The organism is Flavobacterium sp. PL12 (genome assembly GCF_039123485.1).
Taxonomy (GTDB): domain Bacteria; phylum Bacteroidota; class Bacteroidia; order Flavobacteriales; family Flavobacteriaceae; genus Flavobacterium; species Flavobacterium weaverense.
Genome location: NZ_JBANDI010000034.1, coordinates 1 through 26,545 on the forward strand (window position 1 = coordinate 1; position 26,545 = coordinate 26,545).

The following is a 26,545-nucleotide window of genomic DNA, read 5'->3' on the forward strand; positions in this document are numbered from 1 at the left end:
GCTTCTGATCTAAAGTCCATTTCTTGTATTTCATGTTTCAAATATATAAGTTTGAAATTTAAAATAACACTCCGAACTTATCGGGGGCTAAAATAGTTCACGCCATTACTGTCTAAATAATACGCTTTAAATTCAACCGTATCTTTTGTAGTATTAAGTACTTCTAGGTTTTGCCAGCGATTGCTTGCTGCCCATTCCAAAATATCTTTTTTAGAATGGTGTTTTCTTGTAGAAATATGAGTAGTTGCTACAAGATAACCAGCTTGATGTAGTACATAAGCTGAATAGCGCGAACGCATTAAAGAATCGGCAGTTGTGGCTTTTTGAATACCTTTAATTATTGGTTCGCAACAGACCTGAAAATGTTTGGTTGAACCACAGTAACATTCGATTAAAATCATTATTCGACCAAAAAATTAATTAGAAGAGGTTGATTGACCATTAAGTCCAACAATTTTTTGATGCAGTTGATTCAATAATACTTGGTAACGACTTACTTCCATTAAATCTTCATCTTCTTCAGCAAAATCTAGTAATTCATCTAATTCTTCGCTTACTTCAACTAGTTTATTTCCAGCTTCTTTCGCATTTTTTTCCGCAATTAAATCGATTATTAATTGAACACCAGTTTTTACTTCTTCAAATTTACTTTTATCCATGCTGCTTATATAGTATTAGTATCGGGAGTATTATTCTCATTGAATTTTTTGACGATCTGCTTCAATTTTTCTTTACGAATGATTTCCGCTTGCTTCACTTTATCTTGTGCTTTGTGCAATTTATCGTTGTGCTTTTTTATATTTCTATCGTTATTGCGACCCATATTATATGCTGTAAAATTTCCAATACATTTATTTGTTTTGGAAACGACTGCAAAGTTCGGCTTATTTATTAAATTTAAAATGATTTTGAAATGATTTTTTCAGTATTTCAATATTGTAATTGGTTTAAAATAGTAGCATTCAGAAATTTAAATCTAATTTTGAATAGGTAATCAAGTAATTTTTGTTATATTTATTTTAAGGAATAAAATACATTTTTAGTAATAAAAACGCTTCTAGATTCTATTGTATGTAATAAACATGAAGTAGCGAAGACATAAAAACATAAAAATGGCTTTTCTTTTGATTTTTTTTATCTAATATTGAAGCGCCCTAAACCTACTTACTAATAAATGAAGTCTCAGAAAAAAAATAATAAGCATGTCAAATGGTTCTATGAACGACCTAAACTGACAGGGATTATTACGTTCCTATTTCTCAGCTATATTGTAGGCTTTATTGTTTTTCAACAATATAAATTGGCTGCCGAGGACAACACGCGAGAGATGACTTCAATTCTTCATGTAGTGCGTCAAAATATTGAACAATCTCTTAAAAACTGTTACACTACGACGCTATCTTTAGCCTTAACAATTGATGATTCAGGTTATCCAACTGATTTTGATACTATTTCAAAAGCACTTCTCGACGCTAATGAAAACATAACTATTGTAGAATTAGTTCCAAACGGTGTTATAAAATATATTTATCCATTAGAAAAAAACCAAGAAGCTCTTAATTTAGATATTCTTCAAGACAATAATCTCAAAAAAGAAGCTTTAAAATCAATTGCGACTCATAAAATGTATTTTGCTGGTCCTCTAAAACTAAGACAAGGCGGAGAAGCAATAGTAGGCCGTTTACCTATTTTTATCAAGAATAAATTTTGGGGTTTTTCAGCGGTTGTAATTGATTTAGAGAAGTTGCTGAACTCAGCAGGTATTAGCAATATTGATAGTTCTAAATATTATTTTCAATTTTCAAAGTTGAATCTTGAATCTCTTAAAGAAACTTTTCACTTATCAAACAAAGCCGATTTTACCAATCACGCCAATATATCTGTGAAAATTCCAGATGGCGATTGGAAATTATATATTATTTCGAAAAAGGAAAACAATATTCCGTACCAAATTTTAGTGCCCGGAATTATTGGAATTATTCTAGCAGCGTTATTTGGTATTTTAATATTTACACTATTAAGAATGCCTAACGAACTGCAATCGCTAGTTGTTGCTCAAGCTAAAAAGCTGATGAATTCTGAGATAAAATTTGAAACAATTTTTGATCAAGCTGCTGTGGGAATTGCACACGTAGATTCCTTTACTGGTCGATTTATCCAAGTTAACAACCAGTACTGCAAACTTTTAGGATATACGCAGCAGGAAATTCAAGAGTTAAACTATCAAACTTTAACGCATCCCGATGATCTAAATGACGATTTAACAAGTATAGATAAACTTAGAGACGGGCAAATAACTGATTATTCAAGAGAGAAAAGATACATCAGTAAAGATGGAACAGTGATTTGGATTAATTTAACGGTTTCACCACTTATAAAAACGGACGGCAAAGTAATATCTCATATCGCTATTATTGAGGATATTTCGATAAAAAAAGAAGCAGAACAATTAATCAAAAAAAGCGAAATACGTTTTAAAAGTTTATTTGAGGATTATCCTATTGCGTTGTGGGAGAAGGATTTTTCGCTGGTTAGAAATTATCTAGTAGAACTTGATTTGATGCATAAAAGTGCAGAGGAAGTTAAGAAATATTTAGGTACACATCCTGAAGTGGTAATTAAAGCGATGACGTTAATACGCGTTATCGATGTGAATACCATGTGTATGAAACTTCATAACGCTGAGAATAAAGAGGAATTAACAGTAGGTTTTCAAAAATTAATAGGAGAACGCTACTCTTGTAATTTTGCAAATCATATTCTAGCAATTACACAAGGCGAAAATGAAATCATAGCAGAAACAATAATAAAAACTGCTCATGGTGAACCGCGCGACGTCAAGTTTAGATGGAGTGTAATTAGTGGATTTGAGGAATCGCTAGCACGAACTATTGTCTCAACAGAAGATATTACAGTACAGAAACAAAGTGAAAATATTATAAAAAAATCGCAACAAAGAGTTGAATCTTTGATTAATACCATTGATGGAATTGTTTGGGAATTTGATACTGAAACGGATCGCTACAACTTTGTAAGTAAAAAAATAGAAAGCATATTAGGTTACACAGCTGAAGAATGGATAAGTAACAGCGAATTTTGGCCAGAGCACATTCATCCTGATGATAAAGACTGGGTTGTAAAGTATTGTGAAAATCAAACAGATGCTCACTTAAATCATGATTTTGAATACCGTATGATTAAAAAAGACGGTACAATTGTGTGGTTAAGAGATATTGTAAACGTTGTTGTCGAAAATGGCAAACCTGTTACCTTACGTGGTATAATGATAGACGTGACCAAAACAAAAGAAGCAGAAAAAGATTTAAATGCTTCGTTTGATTTAGTATCAGAACAAAACAAAAGATTACTGAACTTCTCTTATATTATTTCTCATAACTTGAGATCGCACACGAGTAATATTGCCTCTATAGTTTCGTTGATCGAATCATCCGAATCCGAGGAAGAAAGGAATGATATGATGGAATTACTTAAAACAGTTTCTCGTTCCCTGAATGAAACGATGCTTCATTTAAACGAAGTCATAAATATTAGAACAAATATTAGTTTAGTATCTGAATCCTTAAATTTAGAAGATAATATCACAAGAGTTACAAACATACTTTCGAAACAAATAAATTCTAATGAAGTAACGATCATAACAGAAATACCAAAAGACACTGTAATTAATTACAATCCGGCATACCTTGAAAGCATACTTTATAATATAATTTTAAACTCTATTCGATACAAGCATCCTAATCGTAAACCGCTGATCAAAATTACTTTTACATCAGAAAATAATGTCAAAATACTAAAAATTTCTGATAATGGAATTGGGATTGATTTAGATCGAAATGGTGATAAGGTTTTTGGGATGTACAAAACATTCACTGATAATTCTGATTCAAAAGGAATCGGTCTTTTTATCACAAAGAATCAAATTGATGCAATGGGAGGAAATATCACTGTGGAAAGTGAAATCAATATTGGTACCACATTCAAAATCTATATTCTATGAGAAAAAAAACAATCTGGGTAGTTGATGATGATCCGATTTACCAAATCATTATCAATAAGATTATCCAACGATCAGAGATGTTTTCAAAAATCTCCTCTTATAAAAATGGAAAAGAAGCGATTGACAGCTTAAGTGAGGTTATAGATAAAGATGGTGATCTTCCCGACATTATCTTGCTTGATATAAACATGCCTGTTATGGATGGATGGGAATTCATGGAGGCTCTGGGAGAAATACAACCTAAATTTAAAAGACAAATCATTGTTTATATTGTGAGCTCCTCCATTGCAGTCGAAGATAAAAACACATCAAAAACCTACACTAATATATTAGGATATTTATCAAAACCAGTAAGTGTAAATGACTTATTGCTAATAGCTTCCAACGATTAAAAACAATTATAGATTTTTAAAATATAAATTTTTTAGATAAATTGCTTTTTAATTTCCTCTAATGTTTTACTAGTAAAAACTAAATCAGTAATGATTTTTTTTCGTAAAACATCAATATCATCATAATCGAAATACTTAGCCCAAGAAGTCAAATTTAGTAAATTTCGAACTTGCTTAATCCGCTTAGTTGTTTCAAAACTAGTTCTTAATATTGCTTTCTTATCGTACGTTGGATTATTTTTATGCTGGTAATTAACTGTATTTTTGTTATAGTTAACCTCAAGATAGTATAATTCCTCAACTGCGTTGTCTGGATAAAAACTTTGCCAAGAAGCGTAACCCAATTTAAATTTAGAATCTGTTTCAGGTTCCAATGGCTCTAATCTCCATTTACTATTCGCTAATCGCCCCCAATGATTAGACAATCGGTACATTCCAGCCTTTGTGTAATAATATTTACTTCCCGATTTGCTATCGTACTGTATTTTTAAGTTACTAATAGCTTCGATGTCTATCTCATCAAATACACAAAACGTATTTTTGAAGGAATTAGGATGAGGTCTAAAATTTTTCTCCATGGCACAAAGATAATCAGAAAGCGCAAATCGTAACAATTCAAACTATATTTGATTAACTTTGCAGCCAAGAATTATTTTAAATAAATTGATTATGACTAAAGCTTCTGAAGAAAGAATGTTACAAAAAGGTGTTTACACTGGAATAATGGAAAAAGATGAAAACAACAACTTTTTTTGTGGTATATATCTTTTGGATTACAAAATGGCATCTAAATATCCTGTTGGAGAATGGATTACTATAAAATCTATTATCGAAAACCCAAGTGATATCAGCTATAACAAATACCCGAAAAAATCTAAAAATTTCGATAAGGCAAACAATAAACCGGAACAATAACGGTCCCATTTTACCTTTATAAAAATATAAAATAACCTAAAATTCATTTTTTTTTGAAAATTTATTGGTCTCAAACCGTTAAAATAAAAAAAAGTGTACCTTTGCAAAAAATTTGTCGATTTTGAAATCAAATTATATTGATTTCATATTAAAAGACAAGTAGTTACCTTATTTATGAAAAAAATAGTTGAATACCGCAAATTGCTTAATGTAGATAAAACTGCAGAACTTAAAGATTTAAAAACGATCTATCGTAATGCGATGAAAGAAGCACATCCTGATAAATTTCAAGGTGATGACGCTGGATTAAAAGAAGCAGAAGAAAATAGTAAAAAAATTATTGAAGCATATCATTTCTTGGTAAGTATCAATCCTGAAACTACTAAAATAAACCTACCAGAATACACTGAAACAATTTCTACTTCAACTATCACTGATTACAAGTTTGTTGAAGGAAGATTAATCATTAACTTTTCAAACGGTAGCGTTTATGAATACATTAGTGTTCCTAAAGCAACGTATGTAAAAATGGTTAACGCTGAGTCTCCTGGAAGATTTGCAAAAAGACATATCTTGAATTCATTTACTTGGAGAAAAACTCTTAATCAGGATTAATTTCTTTTTTAAAGTATCAAAATATAAAAGCATCCTATTTAGGTTGCTTTTTTTAGTTTAGGACAAATCTGTAATTTAAATTGCATAGTGCATTCTTTCAGCGCTCCACTCCTTCTCTGCTTCATGAAGTGCTTTGAATTGGTTATAAATCCAACTTCCTATTATTGAGGCAATTATAAATACTGTTATTTATAACGATTCAAAACATAAATTGCTTCTCTAAATCGCTAGTAAACAACGCTTAAGTGAGGTGAAATTATAACAAAATTTTAGGTTCTAAAAAGATTTGAAATATGATTATTTTAAATACTTTTGCACACTTAACTCAATTAACTAATTAATAATGAAAAAAATAATTTTATTACTTTCGGCCGCTGTAGTTTTAATCGCTTGTAACAAGGTGGGGAAAGACGAGTACATTATTTCAGGAACTGCAACAGGGATTGAAAATGGTAAAACAATCATCCTAGAAACTCAAGATGAAAGCGGAATGGGATTGCTTGCAAAAGATACTGTAAAGGTAGAGAATGGTAAATTCGAAATGAAAGGTAAAATTACTGAGCCTGCATTTTACACACTTCAACTTGAAGGAGCACAAGCTAAAATTCCTTTTATATTAGAAAATGGTGAAGTAAAAATTGCTATCGATAAAGATAGTATCCAAAAATCTAAAGTTACTGGAACGTATAACAACGAAGAGTATGCTTCATTCAATGAAGAAATCACTAAGGTTCAAAAGAAACTTATGGATTTCCAAAATAAGAATATGGAGACTATGAACAAAGCTCAAGAAACTAAAGATACAATTGTTATCAATCGCTTAATGCAAGATTTCAATAAAATCCAAGAAGAAGTAGGTGTTGCTTCAAAAGCTAAATATCTAAACTATGCTGAAACACATCCTAAATCTTTTATTTCTGCTTTGATTATCCAAGGTATGTTGAATGATCCATCGGCTGATGTATCTAAATCTGAAAAACTATACAATGGTTTAGATGAGTCATTGAAAAACACAAAACCAGGTAAAGCAATTAAAGCTAAATTAACTGAACTTAAAGCACCTGCAGGTGTTGGAGCAACAGCGCCAACAACTGACGGTAAATGAAGAGCAGATTTTTCCGCACCTAACCCTGAAGGGAAAATGGTTTCCCTTAAAGAAAGTTTAGGAAAAGTAACAATAGTTGATTTCTGGGCATCGTGGTGTGGTCCATGTCGTCAAGAAAATCCAAACGTTGTTGCAATTTATAACGATTTACACGCTAAAGGACTTAACATTATTGGAGTATCTTTAGACAAAGATGCTACTAAATGGAAAGAAGCAATCGCAAAAGATAAATTAACATGGACTCATGTTTCTAATTTAAAATTTTGGGATGAACCAATAGCAAAGCTATATCACGTTGAAGCTATTCCTGCTACTTTTATACTTGATGCTGCAGGAAATGTGGTAGCAAAAGATTTAAGAGGTGATGCACTAAGAGCTAAAATAGTTGAGCTTTTAGCAAAATAAACACTTAGTTTGACGCAAATAAAAAAATCTCCCTAGTGGAGATTTTTTTTATTTTATTCAATACCAATGTGTTAAAAATAATACTGAAATTAAGTACAAATTTTGTTTGCAGAAACAAAAACAGTTTCTATATTTGCACCGCTCACAACAGGTAACTGTTGTACTCAAAGGCCTAGGGGAGATACTCAAGCGGCCAACGAGGGCAGACTGTAAATCTGCTGACTACGTCTTCGTAGGTTCGAATCCTACTCTCCCCACGAAAAGGGCTAAAGATAGTAAAACCAAGGTTTATCAATCTTTTCAAAAAGCCACAAAAAAACGTGTTAAGCCTGCAAATCCAAGGATTCGCAGGCTTTTTTGATTTTCTGCACTTCGTCAATATTTATAATAACGTTCAAAGTTTCTATGGCAGAATCGTGGCACATTTGTATATTTTATAATGTGCCACAGAATACCATCTAAACACCTGTAAAAATAGGGGTTAACGTGCTTAACGACTTGATTTTTTGAAGTTATAATTCTACATTTATTAATCTAAAACGTTGAATTATGTTAGAAAGCAGTTTTGGGTTGGTTTTCTTTTTGAAAATCCCCCGCAATGAAAGTAAAGTTAGGAGCGTCTATCTTAGAATTACTGTAGATGGAATACCAAAAGAAACTTCTACAAAACGTAAATGGGACAGCGCACGTTGGGATCAAAAAGCAGAAAGGGCGATTGGTAGTAAAGAAGATGCAAAATCACTTAATTTTTTTTTAGATTCTCTGACTCTAAAAGTCAATGAGTACAAGACAGAAATTATGTACAGCGGAAAACTAATAACTTCCCAGAAGGTTATGGATCATTTGCTAGGTAAGATTACTCCCAGAACTAAAGTGCTAGAAGAGTTTGAAAAGCACAATGCAGAAATGACAGCATTACTAGGAAGAGGATATGCGAAAGGAACTCTCGATCGTTTCACTATTACGATTAATCATTTAAGAGCATTTACAGAACTTAAATTTAATGCGAGTGATCTTGAATTTACAGATTTAAATCTCGAATTTATAAAGGATTTTGAATTTTACTTAAGATCAGTTCGCAAATGCAGTAATAATACAACGCTTAAATACATCGCTAATTTCAAAAAAATAGTCATTCGTGCTATCGATAAAGAAGTTATCTTGAAAGATCCATTTAAGAACTTTAAAAGCAAAAAAACTAAAATCATTAAAAAGCCTCTTTCCACTCAAGAGTTATATGAATTAGAGCGACATTATTTTACTACTGAACGCTTAAATGTAGTAAGAGATGTATTCGTCTTTCAATGTTATACAGGACTGGCTTATATCGACGCATATCAATTAAAAAAAACAGATATTAAAATGGGGGTCGACACACAATCGTGGATTATGACCGAAAGACAAAAAACGGGATCCTCAACGAATGTTCCTCTCCTACCACAGGCGCTACAGATAATTGAAAAATATAAAGAACATCCTATCTGTTTACAACGTGGTACAGTCTTACCCGTTTCTTCTAATCAAAAAATGAACGAATATCTAAAGGAAATTGCTGTACTGTGCGGTTTTCCCTTTACTCTAAATACTCATATGGCTCGCAGGACGTTTGGAAGCACTGTAACATTACAAAATAACGTCCCTATTAATGTAGTTAAAGAAATGCTGGGACATTCATCAGTTAAACAAACGGAAGCATATGCTATAACAGAGCAGATTACAGTTGGGCGGGAAATGGCACTTTTAAATAAACGTTTAAATAAAACTAAACCAATCATGTGTGAATCAGATGCTGCTATTCTTCGTAGATTAGAGAAAGAAATAAAAGATATCAAGAAAAAATATAATGTATCTAATCAAAATTTGGAGGCACTTTAGGAAAAGTAACATACAGGTAAATATCCGTAATTCTTTACAAGTAGGAAGTTATGAATAATAGATAATAATAATAATAATAATAATGCCCCCCCAGTCAAACATTTAAATTTACAATACATTTAAATTTGTAAAGCTTTAGCTGTCTTGATCAAATGCAAGATAAGAGGTTGTTTCAACTATTATGAAATAACCTCTTTTTTGTTCAATTTAATTTCACTCCTAACACTAGGATGGTATGAGAGAGTATATTCTATTTACCCGAAACATTGCAGTTCTTTAAAGTACTTGTGATAGTTAGGTAGTGTGATGATGTGGGATAAAGCCATAATCCTGCTGCGGCTAACTTTAATATTTTGTTTTTGTCCCTGTCTATATCCTAAACTTAATATAGTAAGTAAAAGAGCAAAATGCCAAACGTTTAGTCTTTTATCGTCCATATTGATGTGCAGAAACTTACAAAGGATCATATAGTAATTTGTATGGATGTTCATAAACGGATATTTAAAAATAGACAGAAAACTACGCAAAGTCAAAGATTATATTATTACCGATTGCGTAGAAAATCATTCAAAGATAAACTAGCAATCCTAAATGCATTAATGCAGATATAATTCTGCCTGTCTTTCGTAATCAGAAAATGAATAGCTGTTTGAATGAAATTAGAGCCGTTTGCGACATTTAAAAAGAAATTACATTTAACATTAACTAGACATTCATTTTCGAAGTCTATAACGCTTACTAATGGAGTTCCGATAGAAAATGTTAACAAAATGTTTGGTCACAAATAGGTCCGGATAACCCACCATTATGCAAAGATATTTGACCATAAAATCAGTGAACAAATTATGATGGGTAAGTTTAAAATGAAAAATATGGAACTTAAAACAAAATTTGATTCACAAATTCAGTGTGCAAATGCTACTAACTTTACAAGTCTAATCGATTTTCAATCATTTTATAATGCCTAAATAAGTGATCATAAATCAACAGCTCGTACATTCTTTGCTTTGAGGTATATTGCCGGTTAATCATCATATGAATATGACTCATTAAAAAGTTAGATAGCGGGACTTGTAAGTTATCGTTAATCGACAAAATTGTTTTATGAGTTCGATTTTGTTTCTCTTGTATTAGTTTGAAAATTTCAGGGTGATCATTTATGGCAGTTCCTGACAAAAAACCTTTTATGACCTGGGATAATTGTCTATACTGCGTATCCATTTGATTTTTCAAAACTTTACCTGCATGAAACTCATTCTTGAAAGACGTTTGTAGCTCTTCCATCAAAAATAATTTATCAGTATTGGTCAACGAAAATGAGTTTAAAAAACTATCAATAGCAGTAAGACTAAAAATTAGCTGCATTTCATTTTTTTCGAAAGAAGATTTTAGAGCTAAATAGCCTAAAACCATTTCACTATCGTGCCAAAATAATGTTTCTGAATCAATCATTGTATTTTCACCATACCTTTCAATTTCTCTTTGATAGGTATCTGTCTGTACTTTCCAAACAATATTTTGTTCAAGCAATTTGTTTAAAACAGGATAGATTTTTGCAATTACAATTGATGTGTTCTCTGGGGTTTTACAATAAAAACGGATTCTTATATGTTCATTGAGGTCATTGTATCTAATAAAAAACCATTTATCGATTGTTTTTTCTTCTTTTAAATCTAAAATTATATGAAATAGTTTTTCCGTTAAAATTAGATCTGCAGTTTTAACCCCTGTATATATTTTAAAATACAACCATTCACTTCCTATGCAAAAATCTCTTTTCATTCTTTTACGTTTGTTCTTTGTAGAAAGATAGTATCAACTCATTTGTAAAATTTTCACCCGTAATGTTTTTTACAACTGATTCTCCTGAAAACAAAAATTCTTCTAAAATAATTCTATCATAATTTTTAACTGATTTCAAAAAAAGGGCAATACAAACTACTTTCTCTAAATCAATTAAAAGAGTGTTGTCAGAATCAACCCAACTGACAAACTGGTTTATCTTCCGTTGCTTTCGCCAAATAGAAAAGGATTCAAGGAGTTCATTACCATTAAGCTTAAAAAAGGTTTCAATCTCATTTTTAGATACAATCCATTTTGCTCTTGAGAGTAAAACTTCTTTATAGTAGACTCTTGGAAAATAATCATAATGTGACTCTAGAATTCCCCAACTAAAATTAAAAACAGGCTTTACATCTTCGTTATGTAAATCACATAAAAAATGATAGATGGGCAAGGATTTATAGGAGTAATTATGAGCATTAGATAAACAAGGAATGACTTCCTTATTGTGTTTCTTAGAACGTAGAACGATTCTATTGTTTATAACGGAAACTGTCAGATCATTTATGCCAATAGTAAAATCTTGATCTACTCCCGGATTAGAGAGGTAGGTAATTTCATATGCTCTCAGGACAGGTCTTCTTAATATGTTTCCCGTTCTAGACTCTGAAATATGAACAATTTCAGCCATAATTTTCTCCGAATACTGTTCTTTCTCCTTTTCTACAATTTCATTTGTTAAATTGTATATCTCAGTATTTCCATTGCAAAAACGCCCCAATAATTTAGCGGCACTAACATTTCCAGAGGACTCGATAACTATTTCTTCGTTTTCTAATAGACCTATCATTACAGAGAATGTAGCCGGAGTATTCTCCCAGCGAGAATCAAAGTCAGGAAAATCATTTTCTGAAAGCAATATTACTTTTTCCTTTTGTAAAACAGATGCTTTTATCTTTTTTTCCAATACATAATCATAGGCAGTCCAAGATTGCGTGGCAGCTTCGGAATCCTTCCTTTTAAAAGAAAATTTTTCTAAAAGATCATGTGTATCATTCATTTCAGAGTTCTGAAGGTATCCAATACCGGTTTCTGTGTCTAATACTGTTGCCAATGACATTTCACGAGCTTCATACCTTTGAGTGAATGCTTTTATAAAATTTAACTGCTGTACAGATTTTTTTTCTTTTTGAATTCCATTTAGAAAAGAGATAGCTTGCAATACTTTTTTAGACACACGATCACTTAAGGTATTGACAATAGTTCCGGTATATAAATCTGTTTGGAGAAGGTATTTGTCATCATAATCCACTCCTATTTTTTTAATTTCTGATTTTATAGTATCATTAGTTTTTTCTTTAGGTATGATGGTTTTGTCTAATTCAAATAGAAGATTTTTTATCCTTTGTAAAATTTCGCTTTCTGGTTTTAAAGCTGTTATTTTACTCAAGTGAGAGAAAACCCTTTCCCATTCATCGCTGCCTGTTAGGCTTGCGTCTAGTTCACTGACCAAAAATTGAAAATCGATAAGCTGATTGACAAATTTCAAAGCTTCTTCTTTTTCTGAATCATCTTCTGCGAGAATGTCAACCATTTGCTGGATGTTCAACCCTGAATTTACTTGAATTAATAACGATTCTAATAAAGGTGATTTTCGGAGTGCTGAGATGCTATGTTCTCTTTTTGTTTTAACATATTTGTATTCAATATAGCGGTAAAAATCGCCAAGAGCGTATATAGAGTTATTGGGATAGTACTTAAGATGTGGCTTTACGTTTTCTCGAGAAGCAAATTCTTGTAACATGGCTACCCAGAATTGCATGTCAAATTGAGTATGTCTTCTGAAGTTTTTAGGCGATACTAATAAAATATTTGTTTCATAATTCAATTTTCCTAATGTACAACCAGCGAATAATCCAAAAGGAGTGCATCGAGCAGACATTCTTGCAATATATTTTAACAAGCTAAAGACTAAGGCATTCTTTTTTTTATCAGTCAAACTGTGAGGGTTTGCCCTCCAATTATCTAAGGCGGTTAACAGTTCCGGTGAAGCAATACGGATTGCTTCTCTAACAAAAGGATTTTTAAATAATTGCAATAGGCTCTCCGAAGAATAATTGTCCAATAAATTAAGGTAAAAAGAGACTGGAAATAAGGGTGTTCTTAAAACATACTGTGAAAACAGACGAACTTTATATTGCATTAGTACCGTTTCTTTTTACTCGTTTTTTCTGCCAATTCCATAGCATTGTAAACATTTAATACTTTACCAGATTGGGACAGTTCCGAAAACTTAGCTTTTTTACCTTCGCCACCAGGGACCAAAACATCAATATCATAAGTCGTTCCAGACTCTAGTAGAATTTGTTTCACTTCTTTTGCTGAAAGTTTTGGATAATAAGACCAAATTAAAGCCGCTGTTCCTGAGACCATAGGTACCGCCACTGAGGTTCCTGAGTCATAACCGTAGCTGTTACCTCCGGTCGATGTATAAATTTGATCACCTGGCGCAAACAAATCTACATTTTTTTTACCGTAATTAGAAAAGGAAGCTACCAAGGTGCTATCATTAATAGCAGTGCTAGCTCCTACGTTTATAAAATTACCTACAACTTCTTTTGCACCATCCTGCAAGTCGATATCTGTTGGAAAGTTAGGGATTTCATCTACATTAAAGCTATCATTTCCTGCACCATGTACCAGTAAAATATCGTGATTAGCAGCATATTTCATAGCTGAGTAAACCATATCATTGTTTAAAGAAAACTCTTTGCTAAATGACATATTAATAATTTTAGCTCCATTATCTACAGCATATCGTATTGCCATAGCAATGTCCTGATCGTGCTCATCGCCATTAGCTGCTACTACCAATGGCATTATCTTTACATTTGAAGGTACAATCATTGCGATTATTCCGGAAACTTTAGTGGAGTGATTATATGTAGTTGTTTTTCCTTCCGTATTTGTAGAAAGTCTATTATTACCATATCCCTTTTCAAATTTACCTGAGCTATCTTTTATCAAAATGCGATCATCGAATTTGAAATTCAAGGATCTATTTAAAATAGAGTCCACCTCTTTCTCGCTAGCAACCACATCCTCTAATGACTTTTCACCAAAATCGAGTCTTGCTTTCATGAAAGCTATCATCGCACCTAAATCAAAATCAAGATCTTCCCTTCTTTGTCTGAAGTTTTTATCATTGATTTTATGTATTTTATACATACTATCTAATTGTTGGTAGGTATAATCTTCTCTCGGGAAGTAATGTTTCAAACTATCTTTGGCTGTTGGATATGTTTTTACACTATATTTCAAAGATTTCAGCCAGTTTTTATAATAAACTAGTTCCTCTCTATACTTTTTTAGTGCTCGATTGTATTCTTTTTGATTACTTAAATCTTGATTCATAAAACGTTGGTCTTCCAAAGCTCCAAACTCCCTTAAAATCCTTACATATTCAAAATTGGAATAAACTAGGTATCCATTATCTCTAGTTCCAATAAAATTCCAACCGTTAACATCGTCTACATAACCATTGCCATCATCATCTACTCCATTATTAGGAATTTCAGCTCTATTTATCCATAGTTTATTCTTTACTAAATCGTGATTGATATCTATAGGTGAATCAATTATTGCAACAATAATTTCTTTTGATCGCAATTTTTGGATTTTCTGCATTTTCCATTTGCTAAGAAAAATTCCTGTATGACCATTTTCATCTATCCCTCTATGAAACCAATTCAAAGAATCTAAATTTGTAAAAATAGAAACTCCGCTGTGTGCACTTAATTTTAAATTAGTACTAGTTTTGCTTGAACCGCAACCTATTAAAATAGCAAATAATAAAAATGATAAAAACAATGACTTCATAAAAGTTTAAAAACTAAAAGGTTTCAGTCATCGTTTTATTTGTCTGCGTAATAGTTTTATCATCACCTCCATTTAGAATAATAGCAGTACCGCCACCATTTACTAAATGTATATTATCTAATTGGGCTACTTTCATTTTTTCTAAATTAAACTTTGATTTGCTCACTTTTTGTTTTTTATCAGCTTTCATTTTATAATTTTTAGGATTATTGAAGTGCAAAAGTATAAATTTATACTGTTTATTACTGTAAAAATTATAAGATGTTGTCGGAATTCACGGAATTCCGACATTAAAAAAATACATAATAGCCTCACATTATTTCCATTACGATTATTTCTCTTTTTCTAGAGTCTTGATGAAAAAAGTAGGCTTAATTTTATGTTTTTTATAAAAAGCAGCAGAAAAAGCTTCTGCAGAATTGAACCCAAATTCATTAGCTAAAGATGGCATATTGTAATTGCGCAATATGGATTGTGCTTGTAACTGAACTACAGCTTCATTTATTCTGAGCTCGTTGATGTAATGTATAAAAGTTTTTCTTTTTTGTTCATTAATTACTTTTGACAAGTATTTGATGTTCGTGTTCAACTCCAAAGCGACTTTTTGAATGGTAATATTATTTTCCAAAAAACCTTTTTTAAGTTCAAACTGGGCTAACTTTTCTATTAACATTTGAACGACCTCTGCCGGGAGCTCTTGTTTCTCCTGCATCCTATTTTCAGCCGACGCACTATCGCTTTTTTTAGGTGTAATGCTACTCACTTCTGTAGTTGTATCATTATGAAGAATAGCATCAAATCGTTTACGATATTGTTTTTTTAAGAAATATTGATATCCCATCAACCCACTAAGGCCAACAATTAAAATCAAAATTATAAAGAAATAGGTAGATTCTTTTTTTTGTAAGGATTGTATCAAAGATTCTTTTTTTGCAAATAAATGCGGTGTATCATAATCTTTGAGTAAAACTTTACTTAATTGTTTGTAGTCAGTTTGCAAAACGCTATCAATTTTTGTAAATTTATTTAGGAATTTTAACTGTTGTAATTTGTCTCCAGTTTGTTTGTAATGCTCAATCAAATAAGAGTAACCACCAATGAATTCAGGTATGATTCTCTTATTTATCATATACATTGAATCTACTTTGATATAATTTTGAACTGCTTTTTTTTCGTTACCAATACCATCATAAGATTTTCCTAAATAAAAGTAGGCCGCTAATATATTACCATCGTTTTTATCCAACAATATTTTAGCTAATGCCTTATTTATACTATCTAAAGCTGCATTGTAGTTTCTCTTTAATACTTGATTAGCTCCTTCATTTAAAATAAAATAAGAAATATAGTATTTGTCATTGGTAGCTTTTGACTCTATGTAACCCATGTTATTGTAAAAACTTGTAGAATCCAAATTTTTTAATGATTTGTGAGCATCAGCTAAAGCAAATAAAACATTGTGATATTCAGTAGCATACTTGGGAGACCTAACATCTTTCCCTTTGTAGTAATTAAAACATTCTCGATAAAGAACAAGAGCTTCTTCGACTTGACCTAATTCTTCAGAACGAAGCATACCAATAGAATGTTTGATATTGTAATAAAAATCTAAATTATTCCTTTTTGCATACTTATCAGCCATAAAAAAATTAGCTAATGCTTCATTAAATCGAAACTGCTTTTTTAGTTCATATCCTTTTTTGGAATACGATAATGCAGGGAATTTTATATCGTCTGTGTTTTTAGCGTACTTAATTGAAATGTCTAAATACTGGATGCATTTTGCTCCTTCAAATAAATTTGATAGTAAAAAATAACCCCTTGCAAGGTTTATGTTGCTTTTTTGTATTTGTGCTCTTTTTATATAGGCATTAGCATAAAGCAATTGCTTTTTATCATTGCCATGACTGTTAATAAATGCTTGTTTTAAATCCTCATAAGAATCGGTTTGAATAATTTTTTGTGAAGATTGCGACCATAAAAAATACGGAAACAGTACCAAAAGCACTATTTTCATGAATTGTCGATTAATCATTATAGTTTGTTTTGGTGCAAAAATACAGTATCTAGAATAATTAGTAGTAAATAACAAGATTTTTACTTGTTTATTAACCTACTTATTTTTAACATTTTAGAATATTAGATGTCGGAATTCACGGAATTACAACTCGGGATTCCGTGAATTGCAACAACAACCATTTGCACAACACTAATTACTATTCTAGTTTTGGCATCAAGAAAGTGTAAGCGTTTTGAGTAAGACGTTACTGTTAAATCTTGATTACTTTCCTAAATCAATTGGCCAATTAATAGGGATCGCTTCAGCTGGATTGTAACCCTTAAAAAAAAGCAGAGCAAAAGGTTTTAGATAAAGCTAATTTGTCCCTTAATAAAAACAAAGCAATGCGGAATACATCTGCCGTGACAAAAAATGTAAAAAAAAATTAATGAAGATTCTCAAAACGAGCATCTTTAAAAAAAACGTTTAATTTTAAAAACTACAAATTATGAATTTAGAAAATTTGAATTTAGTTGAACTAAATGCTCAAGAAATAAGTAATGTTGACGGTGGAATTTCTTGGAAAGATGTTGCAGCAGCAGGGGGGATTTGTATTGCAATTTATGATGGCTATAATGATTTTATAGCTGGTTGGAATTCAGTTAAATAAAAACACATAAGTTGTGTTAAGTATTATAAATATTTGATGTTTTAAACAAGAGAAACTTTGTTTATATTTTCAAATATTTAATTTCAGCACTGAATTTTGCGTTAACCTTAGCCTAATTATTTTATCAATTACAATATTATTTAATTTTTAAAAACTTACAAAATGAATTTTATAGAAAATAAATTACAAGAACTAAATAGTTCTGAACTTACGGAAATCACTGGTGGTGGTTTTTGGTATGACCTTGGTGTTTCTGCTCATAATGCATTTAATGCAGCGGCAGATTATCTTCGTTATAATGATTTTGGGTCAATGCATAGTGCTGGATAATTCCACTCGTTTTAATAAATTTTATTACATAACACTACTGTTAATTTTAAAAGATGCCCGAAGGTTCTACCTCGTGGTCATAGAGGAAGTTTGAAAGCCTAAGATTTTCATAAAACTAAAAACAAGTTTTTTCCAATTGATGCCTCGAAGCAAAGCTTCGAGGTTAATCATTTAAAAAAATAGAAAGTTAATATTATAGAAAATTTAAATGATTTTGAATATTAAGTTACCTCGGGAGGAGATTTTTTCTTTGATCTTGGAGCTACTGCAAATCATTCACTAAATTATTTGCTCATGGGAATAATTAAAAGTTTGAAATAAGCAGTCACACGAAACGATCGTATCTTTTCTTGTTTATACAAAGCATGTCTTGAACCAGACGTAGCCTTATGCAATCTCGTGAATTCGTCAAATTCTACCAAGTGATTGATTTTTACATATTATACAAAATCTCTGATTTTATTATATTTAGGATCTGTACAATGAAAACCTTATTAACTTTTTAATAATCAAAACCTTTAACAATCTTTAATTAAAATAAAATGAAATTTTCAAAAAAAACATTTCTTGTATTGGGCTTATTATTTACTATAGATTTTATTTATTCCCTATTTGATAAACGTGTCACACACGAATTATTCTTTTGGGAAGTTAATATTTGGGTTTATAGAACTTATCGATTTGTATTGGCTTTGTTCTTTATTGTGTTGTATTTTAAACAGAGAATAGAGGATTTAAAAAATATTAATTAGACTAGCAAAAGCTAATATCAAAAACAGTAAAGCCAAACATAATGACTATCAGTCAAGACCCCATAAACGCCCTAAAAAGCCTTATCGCCAAAAACAAAACCAGGAGTGTTTCTATTTATTTAGTACTTATTATGGCTACACTTGTTTTTTTTATTTTTATTGCCCGTTATCAAAATTGATATTAGCAGTCAGAGTCGCGCCATGGTTCGCTCTACCATAGATTATGTTCTGCTGACCGGCTTGGTCAATGGTAAACTTACTTTTGTCCAGATTAAAAATAATCAAGTAGTACAGTATGGAGATACACTCGTACTACTTACACAAGAAAATTTTGATATGGAGTAAGCTACTGATCAGGATTTGGCAATAGATTTACAGGATCGTATCAGGAATTTATCCTTTTTAGGTAAAAACACTTCAAATATGGCAATCCTGACTTAATAAAAGTAATTTTTTATAAACCAAATTAATTTACTTGGTTTTCAATTATTTGAACACAATTTAAATTCGATATTTCTGCATTCCTTATCGAAATTCCCGAATATCGATAACGATAGTTTGCATTGTATATCATCTTACTCTAGTTTTGGCATCAAGAAAGTGAAAGCGTTTTGAGTAAGACGTTACTTTTAAATCTTGATTGCTTTCTAAAATCAATTGGCCAATTACAAGGGAATAATTAAGCTGCATTGTAACCCTTAAAAAAAAACAGAGCATAAGGTTTTAGATAAAGCTAATTTGCAAGATTAAAAAACAAAGCAATGTGGCAATTACAGCTGCCGGAAAAAAAAATCTATTAGAAAGAAAATTCTCGACAAACTCTTTCTGTTATCAATTATTCATGTACTTCATTTAAAAATAAATTTAAGTGAAAACAATTATTAATACCAATTACTTAAATGAAAGAAGTTATTATAAGAACTAAAGTAGTAAATATCTTGGCTTTTGTAACCATTTTACCAATAACAGCTGCAATAATAATTCCATTTTGTATAAAATGGGGTAGCACTATAAAATTTAGTATAAAAATAATTAAAACGTCTTTATCTATTTTCAATAACAAATTACTTGACAATATTATTATTATAATTACACCAATAATTTTAATTTTTACAGCAATTATAATTCACGAATTGATTCATTGTCTTTTCATGGCGATTTTTTCTAAAAATGGAATAAAATCGGTGAATATTGGTATTAAGAAAGAAACTTTAGTGCTATATGCACATTGTAGTGAACCATTAATGGGAAAAAAAATGTTGATTGTTTCTTTAGCGCCTTTCGTAATTTTGGGCATATTTCCAACAATATATGCTTTCATATTTGGTAATTTAATTGCTTGTTTTATTGGGTTATCTATGTCAATAGGTGCAATTGGAGATTTAATATATTCCTATTTAATACTTAAAACAGGTTTAAAGAAAATGATGCTTGATCATGGTAGTGAGATAGGGTTTAGAATTATAGATTAAAATTTGATATAGTGATAGAGCAAAAAAAAAGAAAAGGTGTTTATAGTGGCGGAAAGCACGAATCATTAATATTAAAAACTTTATTAGAGAGTTTTTCTATTCAAGTATTTGAAGACGCATCATTATCCTCGATTTTTAATCCTTGGGGTGTATTGATCGGTGATTTTAATGCTGAAAACCTAAAAGTCAATGAAGAAGATTATTTAAAAGCACAAAAAATAATTAATGATTATAATTCTGGGATTCTTAATCTTTAAGTTAGAATATTAAATTAGATATAAATCAAATTGTCAAAAAAATGAACCTAAGTTCAGACCCCATAAACACCCTCGAAAATCTTATCTCTAAAAACAAAACCAAAAGTATTTTTATTTATTTGGTGCTAGTTTTGGCTATAATTATTTTTCTGGTACTATTACCTGTAGTTTTTTTTGTATAACCTTTAGTTTCGTGCATTTCCAATGCCTGTCCCGATTCTTATCGGTATGCTACTTAAAAAAACCATAATGACGGATTTTTACAAAACGTTTGGGCAGAATATGCAACGCAAACCTTCGGATAAATTCTGCATGAGTAAGTGTCATTTGTTTTTTGAACCCGTTTTGACGGTAATCTTTGTAGCTAAAAGTTACGTTTTGATCGTCAATACTTTGGATTCGGTTGTTGTTAATGGCTATTTTATGGGTGTATCTTCCTAAATATTCTACCATTGATTCAGGACTTACAAAAGGCTTCTTAGCGAAAACAACCGATTGCTTTTCCCACAATTGCTTCTTGACTTTGGTATAATTATCAGGGCTTCTCTCTTTTAGTTTCTCACAATATTTTGCCCTAAAAACTTTGGAAAGTGCCTTGACTGGAAACAAAAATTTACCATCGCCTCGTATGTTTTGCCACTTGCCATTTTTGTCCACGCCACCGCCTGGAACAATGCAATGTAAGTGTGGATGAAGGGATAAATTTTGTCCCGCACCCCGTTAGAAATTTTTATACTTTTACATAATGGAAAAATATTATGTTTATGTTTTAGTTTCTCTAATGGATAATTCGTGGTATATAGGCTATACCTCAAATTTAGATGAAAGAATTATACAGCATAATTCTGGTAGGACAATAACGACGAGTAAAAAGATGCCGTGGGAAATATTGTATTATGAAGTTTCATTTAATAAACAAGACGCTATTGCTAGAGAAAAATATCTAAAAAGTGGAATGGGAAGAAGGTATTTAAAAAACAGATTAAAAAATCAACTAGATTTCTAACGGGGCAAGCGTGTGTAAAACAGCAATAATTCCGCTCTGGATTGCTGCGGCTTTGCCAAAGGTTTTCAACGTTTCCCAAGTGCACTCAAAAAGAATATCATACACTAATCTTGGCTCTTGCATCGCTAAACTATTGATGCTATCATGCAAAGTAAAAACAACATGAATTAAGCGAAGCAAATCAAGAATTCCAATAAAAAACAAATAAAAAAACATGAGTAAAGTATGGAACTGGTAAGAGTTCGCTTTGTCTAGTTTGTATCCAATCTTTTCGGTTTTTTTCCTGACATTTGGGACAATGTCTATTGCGACACGAGTTGTAACTAATACTAATTTTACCACATTGATCACACGCATCAATATGACCGCCTAAAGCCACTGTTATGCATCTTGGCACGGCTGAAAGAGTCCTCAATTGCCAGTAATTGAATCCTAGATTCTCTACTTTGCTTCCCAGCTTTTCTAGTACATGAGCGACTTCACTCCCACTGCGCTCAGTGCAGGCTAATCGACTTTGTTCAGCAGCTACTTGCGGCTGCCGATGAATTTCATTTGAAACGGCATCGTTTGCTGCTTAACTCTAAGTAGAATTGAGCAATCAAAACCGAGGTAATCTTGAAAGTAATAATCTTTCTTGCAGCAAAGGTATAGTGGAAAGCCCGACCTAAGCCAAACGAAAATATTTTGCTAAAAATCAAGGAGAATTCTACGTCTTGATCGCAGTACAATCTCTGGCGAAGGGTCCGCCCAAACAACAAAAAAAATCAGTACACTTGTACAAAAAAACACATTTATATGGGAGAAATATCCAGTTTGAATTACTTTTACAACTACAAACAAGCCGAAATTAAACTAAAATGCCAATAGAAAATATACCCGAGAAATATTTAAAGAACAGCACGAAAAGTCCCGATTTATTTGTCTATGATTTTAAAATGACCAGTGATGTTTTGAAGAGCAAGGTCAATCTAGGGATGAATATGTTTAGCTTTTTACAAGTTGGTAAGAAGCAAGTACACTTTGCAGGGACAGCGGTTGCGGTAAATAAGGAACAATCCTTACTATTGAAAAAAGGAAATTGGCTCTGGACCGAATTGTTGGATAAAGAGGAAATTTATTACTGCAAACTATTCTTTTTTTCTGAAAAAGTCCTCCGTGAATTTCTCGAAAAACACGGCGTCAACGAGCGACAAGTAAATGATGACATTCCGTATTTTATTATCGGAAATGATGCCTACATTTCGTCGTATATAAATTCGCTTTCGACAATTAGTGAAGCTCCAAAGGTTTTTATGGAAAATTTACTCGCGGTTAAATTTGAAGAGTTATTGCTGTATCTTCTACACAAATACGGACAGAAATTTCAATCATATTTATATTCACTTGTCGCCAAAGAAACCTCTCCGTTTCGGAAAATTGTTGAAAGCAAAATTCATTCTAATCTGAAATTGGGAGAAATTGCATTTTTGTGTAATATGAGTTTGTCCACTTTCAAACGTCATTTTATAGAAGAATACAAAGTTTCTCCGGGAAAGTGGTTACAAGATAAACGACTTCAAAAAGCGAAAGAAACTTTAGAGCAAGGTAGTTTGAGACCATCGGATATTTATCTTGATTTTGGTTATAACAATCTTTCTAACTTTAGTATAGCCTTCAAAAATAAGTTTGGAATAAGTCCAAGAGATATTTGATTACCTTTTAGAAGTTTTATAATCCATTTAAAATCAAGATGCTAATTTATATTATGGACGACCTTTTCATAAAAAATTAATATTTGACCTCTTTTCAATAAGATTGACCTTTTATAATAAGTGGAACGGTTGGCATTTTTTCTAATTTGGTTGTAAATAATTTAAATCTGAAAAGTATGTGTAAAAATCACGGAATTTCCTACATGGGAACTGGAAAAGTGGAGTTACTAGAAATAGAATACCCAAAATTAGCGCTAGGTGACAGAAAGTGTGAACACGGTGTTATCTTAAAGATAATCGCCACTAATATTTGTGGATCTGACCAACACATGGTTAGAGGTAGAACCACCGCCGAAAAAGGATTGGTTCTTGGACACGAAATTACGGGAGAGGTTATAGAATTAGGACGCGATGTGGAGTTTATCAAAAAAGGAGATATCGTTTCGGTTCCTTTCAACGTTGCTTGTGGTCGTTGTAGAAATTGTAAGAGCGGTCTGACGGGAATCTGTCTAAATGTTAATGGCGATCGTGCCGGAGGTGCTTACGGATATGTGGATATGGGTGGATGGATTGGAGGCCAAGCAGAATATGTGATGGTACCTTACGCTGATTTTAACCTATTAAAATTTCCTGACAAAGATCAAGCAATGGATAAGATATTAGATCTTACGATGCTTACAGATATTCTCCCAACAGGATTTCACGGAGCAGTAATGGCAGGTGTCACCGCTGGTTCTGTCGTATATATTGCAGGTGCTGGACCTGTAGGTCTTGCTTGCGCGTCAAGTTGTCAATTATTAGGTGCAGCTGTGGTAATTGTAGGTGATCTTAATGAAGAACGTCTTGCTCACGCCAGAAGTTTTGGTTGTGAAACCATTAATTTGACCAACGGTATTCCGGTGCAGGAACAAATCGCAATGATTGTTGGTGTACCTGAAGTAGATTGTTTTGTAGATTGTGTCGGTTTTGAGGCAAGTGGACATGGTGCAAACGCAGGTAAAGAAATGCCCGCTGTTGTTCTAAATCAAGCTATGGCAATCACTCGCGCTGGAGGATCTATTGGAATTCCAGGTTTGTACGTGACCGAAGATCCAGGAGCTACAGACAAAGCGTCAAAAGAAGGAAGTCTTAAAATTCGTTTTGGATTAGGTTGGGCAAAATCTCACTCTTTCCACACAGGGCAAACGCCAGTGATGAAATACCACAGACAACTGATGAATGCAATTTTGCACGACAAAATTAATATTGCCAAAGCCGTAAATGCAGAAGTGATAAGCTTAAAAGATGCACCACGAGGCTATGCTGAATTTGATAGCGGAGTTGCTAAAAAATTCGTAATTGACCCACACGGAATGATACGCAGATAAATTGACTCATTTTCATAAGTAAATGGACTTTTTGAGTAATTGGACTTTTTCAATCTCACTGTATCTTTACAGTACAAATAGTAATAAATTTTAAAATATAAATATATGAACATTACATTAGCACAAGCAGAAAAAGCGATTGAAGCAGCAAAACAAAAAGCAGTTGCAATAGACACAAAAATGAATATCGCCATTGTAGACGGAGGAGCAAACTTAGTAGCATTTGTTCGTATGGACGATGCTTGGTTGGGTTCGCTAGACATCTCAATCAAAAAAGCAAAAACAGCTCGTTTCTTTGATATGAATACAGGAATTGTTGGTTCTTTATCTCAGCCAGGTGGTTCATTATACAATATTGAACATTCAAATAACGGATTAATTACGTTTCCAGGTGGAATTCCAATAAAAAACGCTCAAGGCGAAATCATTGGAGCTATTGGTGTAAGCGGAAGTTCAGTAGAAAATGATCATACAGTTGCAGAAGCTGGAGCGTCAACGTTATAGTAAAAACATAAGTTTTGGTAAAAAGAGGACAATTAGCAATAATTGTCCTCTTTTTTTATGGAGTAAAGTCAAGAAATTCAATGTCCAGGTTAAAGCCACATTTGCTTTGTTATTTTGGAATACTGACAAACTTTGGGTCATTAAGCACAGTGTATTAAATTTTAGTTTGCTTGGCATTTCAATAGCTTTAGGTGTTCATTCTAATGAAGTAATTTATATTTAGCCCCCAATTTCTCAGACGGACAGTCCTTTTAAATTCGTTAAAACTTCAGCTTTAATGCTTTTTCTTCGGGCGCAACCTTCGCCAAAGTGTTTTCGATAGAATTTCAACTTTTCGTTTGACTCAGGTCAGGCTGTCCATTATATCTTTGCTGCCAGAAATTTTAGTTTTCATTTTAGAAATTTTTCGAGGGCAGCAAAGGATGCCATTACCATCCCTTGCGCGGGTTATTATACAATTATTAAAATTGAGAGCATGAATGTAAAAGCAATCGTTGCGAGAAATGTTATTGGAATGGAAATTCGAGTGATTATTTAAAAAATAAAAGCTAAAAAAATTTTCAAAAAATTTATAGAACAATAGAAAAAAATTTAGGAAAATTGGAATCCAATTGTACTAAATAAAGAAGATTCACCAGACGAATATTATGGATATTTGCGCCAACTAGTTTAAAAATCAATGGTGGGAATAAAACAAAGATAATAGAATATTTATTCAAAAGCAGACAACGAAATGATAGGAATTCAATCTGAAAAAGAATATTCTGAAAAGACAGCCAAAAAGATAAACAACATATAAAAATAAAATCGATTGCACAACAACTAAGGCTTTGTTGCGCTTAAATCGATGCAAGAGTTCCTCAAAATTTGGAACTTTACGAATTGCCTGATTAAGGATTTTTTTTTGCCTTAACGCATCCGGATGCTTTTTTTGTACCCATGTAAAAAGTTTTAGTATTTTTACAAAGGACTAACATTTTCACCCAAAACAATACCGAAGGTTTAGTTCAACAACCGTCAGAAGATATTTGGACATTTGGCTGAATTTAAAGATGGTTTTGTAATTGGAATATTTGCGTTTAATAAAAAAATCTTTCAGCTTTAATACTCATCTACACCAAGAGTAAAGACGATTTAGCCGATGTTAATAATCGACAATGAAAAATTAAATTGCAATGCAAATACGACCACGAATAAAATTAGAACTCACACACGCTGACAAGACCGTTGAAATAATTGGTTGGCTTTTAATTTTTGCTATTTGGGGTTTGGCATTTGATAAATTTAACAGCTTAACAGCCATTATTCCGACACATTATAATGGTTCTGGAGTTCCTGATGGTTTTGGCGATAAGTGGATGTTTTTAACTTTACCATTAGTAGCTACAGTCCTTTTTATTGCTATGACTTTATTAAATAAACCCGTTGGGTGTAATTATTTAAAGTAAAATAAATGACTTAGATATTGGTCAAGATACTGAAATTCAGTATCTTGAAGTCGCTAAACAACC

Annotated in this window: 24 protein-coding genes, 1 tRNA gene and 3 pseudogenes; 17 read left to right on the top strand and 11 right to left on the bottom strand. The window is 31.9% G+C overall.

Going from position 1 to position 26,545, the window contains the following annotated elements; all coding sequences use genetic code 11:
- Positions 1–77: 77 nt before the first annotated feature.
- From RCH19_RS13540 to RCH19_RS13550, 3 genes are read right to left on the bottom strand one after another with little or no spacing between them, the layout of a single operon-like run.
- Entirely contained in the window at positions 78–401 is a 324-nt protein-coding gene (locus RCH19_RS13540; protein WP_343023663.1) for a YchJ family metal-binding protein, read from the bottom strand.
- A 15-nt stretch (positions 402–416) separates the two neighbouring features.
- Positions 417–659, bottom strand: coding sequence for a hypothetical protein (locus RCH19_RS13545; RefSeq protein ID WP_121925302.1), 243 nt, complete (start codon positions 657–659; stop codon positions 417–419).
- Between the two features lie 5 nt (positions 660–664).
- Complete coding sequence (locus RCH19_RS13550; RefSeq protein ID WP_170151299.1) at positions 665–823, bottom strand: hypothetical protein; 159 nt, start codon at positions 821–823, stop codon at positions 665–667.
- 351 nt (positions 824–1,174) lie between these two features.
- Here RCH19_RS13550 and RCH19_RS13555 point away from each other — a divergent pair, with 351 nt between their 5' ends.
- Complete coding sequence (locus tag RCH19_RS13555; RefSeq protein WP_343023664.1) at positions 1,175–4,018, top strand: PAS domain S-box protein; 2,844 nt, start codon at positions 1,175–1,177, stop codon at positions 4,016–4,018.
- A complete protein-coding gene (locus RCH19_RS13560) occupies positions 4,015–4,410 on the top strand; it encodes a response regulator (protein ID WP_343023665.1) in 396 nt (131 codons plus the stop codon). The genes RCH19_RS13555 and RCH19_RS13560 overlap by 4 nt, the downstream gene beginning before the upstream one ends.
- Before the next feature lie 32 nt (positions 4,411–4,442).
- Here the strand turns inward: RCH19_RS13560 and RCH19_RS13565 are convergent, their stop codons facing one another.
- Positions 4,443–4,988, bottom strand: a complete 546-nt coding sequence (locus RCH19_RS13565) for a hypothetical protein (RefSeq protein WP_343023666.1) — start codon at positions 4,986–4,988, stop codon at positions 4,443–4,445.
- A gap of 91 nt (positions 4,989–5,079) precedes the next feature.
- Here RCH19_RS13565 and RCH19_RS13570 point away from each other — a divergent pair, with 91 nt between their 5' ends.
- From RCH19_RS13570 to RCH19_RS13595, 6 genes and pseudogenes are all read left to right on the top strand, one after another.
- Positions 5,080–5,325: a hypothetical protein gene (locus RCH19_RS13570; protein ID WP_121925306.1), complete on the top strand. Its 246-nt coding sequence runs from the start codon at positions 5,080–5,082 to the stop codon at positions 5,323–5,325.
- Between the two features lie 174 nt (positions 5,326–5,499).
- Positions 5,500–5,940: a KTSC domain-containing protein gene (locus RCH19_RS13575; RefSeq protein WP_121925307.1), complete on the top strand. Its 441-nt coding sequence runs from the start codon at positions 5,500–5,502 to the stop codon at positions 5,938–5,940.
- A 343-nt stretch (positions 5,941–6,283) separates the two neighbouring features.
- Positions 6,284–7,045 carry a DUF4369 domain-containing protein gene (locus RCH19_RS13580; protein WP_343023667.1) on the top strand — a complete coding sequence of 254 codons (762 nt, stop codon included), beginning with the start codon at positions 6,284–6,286 and terminating at the stop codon, positions 7,043–7,045.
- Between the two features lie 18 nt (positions 7,046–7,063).
- Positions 7,064–7,450 (top strand): annotated as a pseudogene (locus tag RCH19_RS13585) (TlpA disulfide reductase family protein); the annotation flags it as partial.
- Positions 7,451–7,625: 175 nt separating this feature from the next.
- Positions 7,626–7,707, top strand: a tRNA-Tyr gene (locus RCH19_RS13590).
- A gap of 292 nt (positions 7,708–7,999) precedes the next feature.
- Positions 8,000–9,325, top strand: coding sequence for a site-specific integrase (locus RCH19_RS13595; protein WP_343023668.1), 1,326 nt, complete (start codon positions 8,000–8,002; stop codon positions 9,323–9,325).
- A gap of 927 nt (positions 9,326–10,252) precedes the next feature.
- Here RCH19_RS13595 and RCH19_RS13600 read toward each other — a convergent pair.
- The 5 genes from RCH19_RS13600 to RCH19_RS13620 form a co-directional block, all read right to left on the bottom strand.
- Positions 10,253–11,107, bottom strand: a complete 855-nt coding sequence (locus tag RCH19_RS13600; RefSeq protein ID WP_343023669.1) for a thiopeptide-type bacteriocin biosynthesis protein — start codon at positions 11,105–11,107, stop codon at positions 10,253–10,255.
- 4 nt (positions 11,108–11,111) lie between these two features.
- Complete coding sequence (locus tag RCH19_RS13605; protein WP_343023670.1) at positions 11,112–13,310, bottom strand: lantibiotic dehydratase family protein; 2,199 nt, start codon at positions 13,308–13,310, stop codon at positions 11,112–11,114.
- Positions 13,310–14,986 carry a S8 family serine peptidase gene (locus tag RCH19_RS13610; protein WP_343023671.1) on the bottom strand — a complete coding sequence of 559 codons (1,677 nt, stop codon included), beginning with the start codon at positions 14,984–14,986 and terminating at the stop codon, positions 13,310–13,312. The genes RCH19_RS13605 and RCH19_RS13610 overlap by 1 nt, the downstream gene beginning before the upstream one ends.
- Positions 14,987–14,999: 13 nt before the next feature.
- Positions 15,000–15,176, bottom strand: a complete 177-nt coding sequence (locus RCH19_RS13615; RefSeq protein WP_343023672.1) for a hypothetical protein — start codon at positions 15,174–15,176, stop codon at positions 15,000–15,002.
- 141 nt (positions 15,177–15,317) lie between these two features.
- Positions 15,318–17,003 (bottom strand): AraC family transcriptional regulator, encoded by a 1,686-nt coding sequence (locus RCH19_RS13620; protein ID WP_343023673.1) that lies wholly within the window; start codon positions 17,001–17,003, stop codon positions 15,318–15,320.
- Between the two features lie 490 nt (positions 17,004–17,493).
- Here RCH19_RS13620 and RCH19_RS13625 point away from each other — a divergent pair, with 490 nt between their 5' ends.
- The 4 genes from RCH19_RS13625 to RCH19_RS13640 all read left to right on the top strand — a co-directional run bounded on the left by RCH19_RS13625 (position 17,494) and on the right by RCH19_RS13640 (position 20,466).
- Complete coding sequence (locus tag RCH19_RS13625) at positions 17,494–17,655, top strand: bacteriocin (protein ID WP_343023674.1); 162 nt, start codon at positions 17,494–17,496, stop codon at positions 17,653–17,655.
- Between the two features lie 162 nt (positions 17,656–17,817).
- Entirely contained in the window at positions 17,818–17,985 is a 168-nt protein-coding gene (locus RCH19_RS13630; RefSeq protein ID WP_343023675.1) for a hypothetical protein, read from the top strand.
- A 1,651-nt stretch (positions 17,986–19,636) separates the two neighbouring features.
- Positions 19,637–20,209 (top strand): DUF3267 domain-containing protein, encoded by a 573-nt coding sequence (locus tag RCH19_RS13635; protein ID WP_343023676.1) that lies wholly within the window; start codon positions 19,637–19,639, stop codon positions 20,207–20,209.
- An 11-nt stretch (positions 20,210–20,220) separates the two neighbouring features.
- Positions 20,221–20,466 carry a hypothetical protein gene (locus RCH19_RS13640; RefSeq protein ID WP_343023677.1) on the top strand — a complete coding sequence of 82 codons (246 nt, stop codon included), beginning with the start codon at positions 20,221–20,223 and terminating at the stop codon, positions 20,464–20,466.
- Between the two features lie 159 nt (positions 20,467–20,625).
- Here RCH19_RS13640 and RCH19_RS13645 read toward each other — a convergent pair.
- A pseudogene (locus tag RCH19_RS13645) lies at positions 20,626–21,177 on the bottom strand (transposase); the annotation flags it as partial.
- 34 nt (positions 21,178–21,211) lie between these two features.
- Between RCH19_RS13645 and RCH19_RS13650 the strand changes: the two are divergent.
- Positions 21,212–21,472: a GIY-YIG nuclease family protein gene (locus RCH19_RS13650; RefSeq protein ID WP_343023678.1), complete on the top strand. Its 261-nt coding sequence runs from the start codon at positions 21,212–21,214 to the stop codon at positions 21,470–21,472.
- A 9-nt stretch (positions 21,473–21,481) separates the two neighbouring features.
- Here RCH19_RS13650 and RCH19_RS13655 read toward each other — a convergent pair.
- Positions 21,482–21,929: pseudogene (locus tag RCH19_RS13655) on the bottom strand (transposase zinc-binding domain-containing protein); the annotation flags it as partial.
- Positions 21,930–22,329: 400 nt separating this feature from the next.
- On the opposite strand from RCH19_RS13655, the gene RCH19_RS13660 reads away from it, so the two are divergent.
- From RCH19_RS13660 to RCH19_RS13675, 4 genes are all read left to right on the top strand, one after another.
- A complete protein-coding gene (locus tag RCH19_RS13660; RefSeq protein ID WP_343023679.1) occupies positions 22,330–23,163 on the top strand; it encodes an AraC family transcriptional regulator in 834 nt (277 codons plus the stop codon).
- Between the two features lie 176 nt (positions 23,164–23,339).
- Positions 23,340–24,530, top strand: a complete 1,191-nt coding sequence (gene fdhA / locus RCH19_RS13665) for a formaldehyde dehydrogenase, glutathione-independent (protein ID WP_121925313.1) — start codon at positions 23,340–23,342, stop codon at positions 24,528–24,530.
- A gap of 105 nt (positions 24,531–24,635) precedes the next feature.
- Entirely contained in the window at positions 24,636–25,034 is a 399-nt protein-coding gene (locus tag RCH19_RS13670) for a heme-binding protein (RefSeq protein WP_343023680.1), read from the top strand.
- A gap of 1,175 nt (positions 25,035–26,209) precedes the next feature.
- Positions 26,210–26,482 (top strand): DUF1648 domain-containing protein, encoded by a 273-nt coding sequence (locus RCH19_RS13675; RefSeq protein WP_343023681.1) that lies wholly within the window; start codon positions 26,210–26,212, stop codon positions 26,480–26,482.
- Positions 26,483–26,545 lie beyond the last annotated feature (63 nt).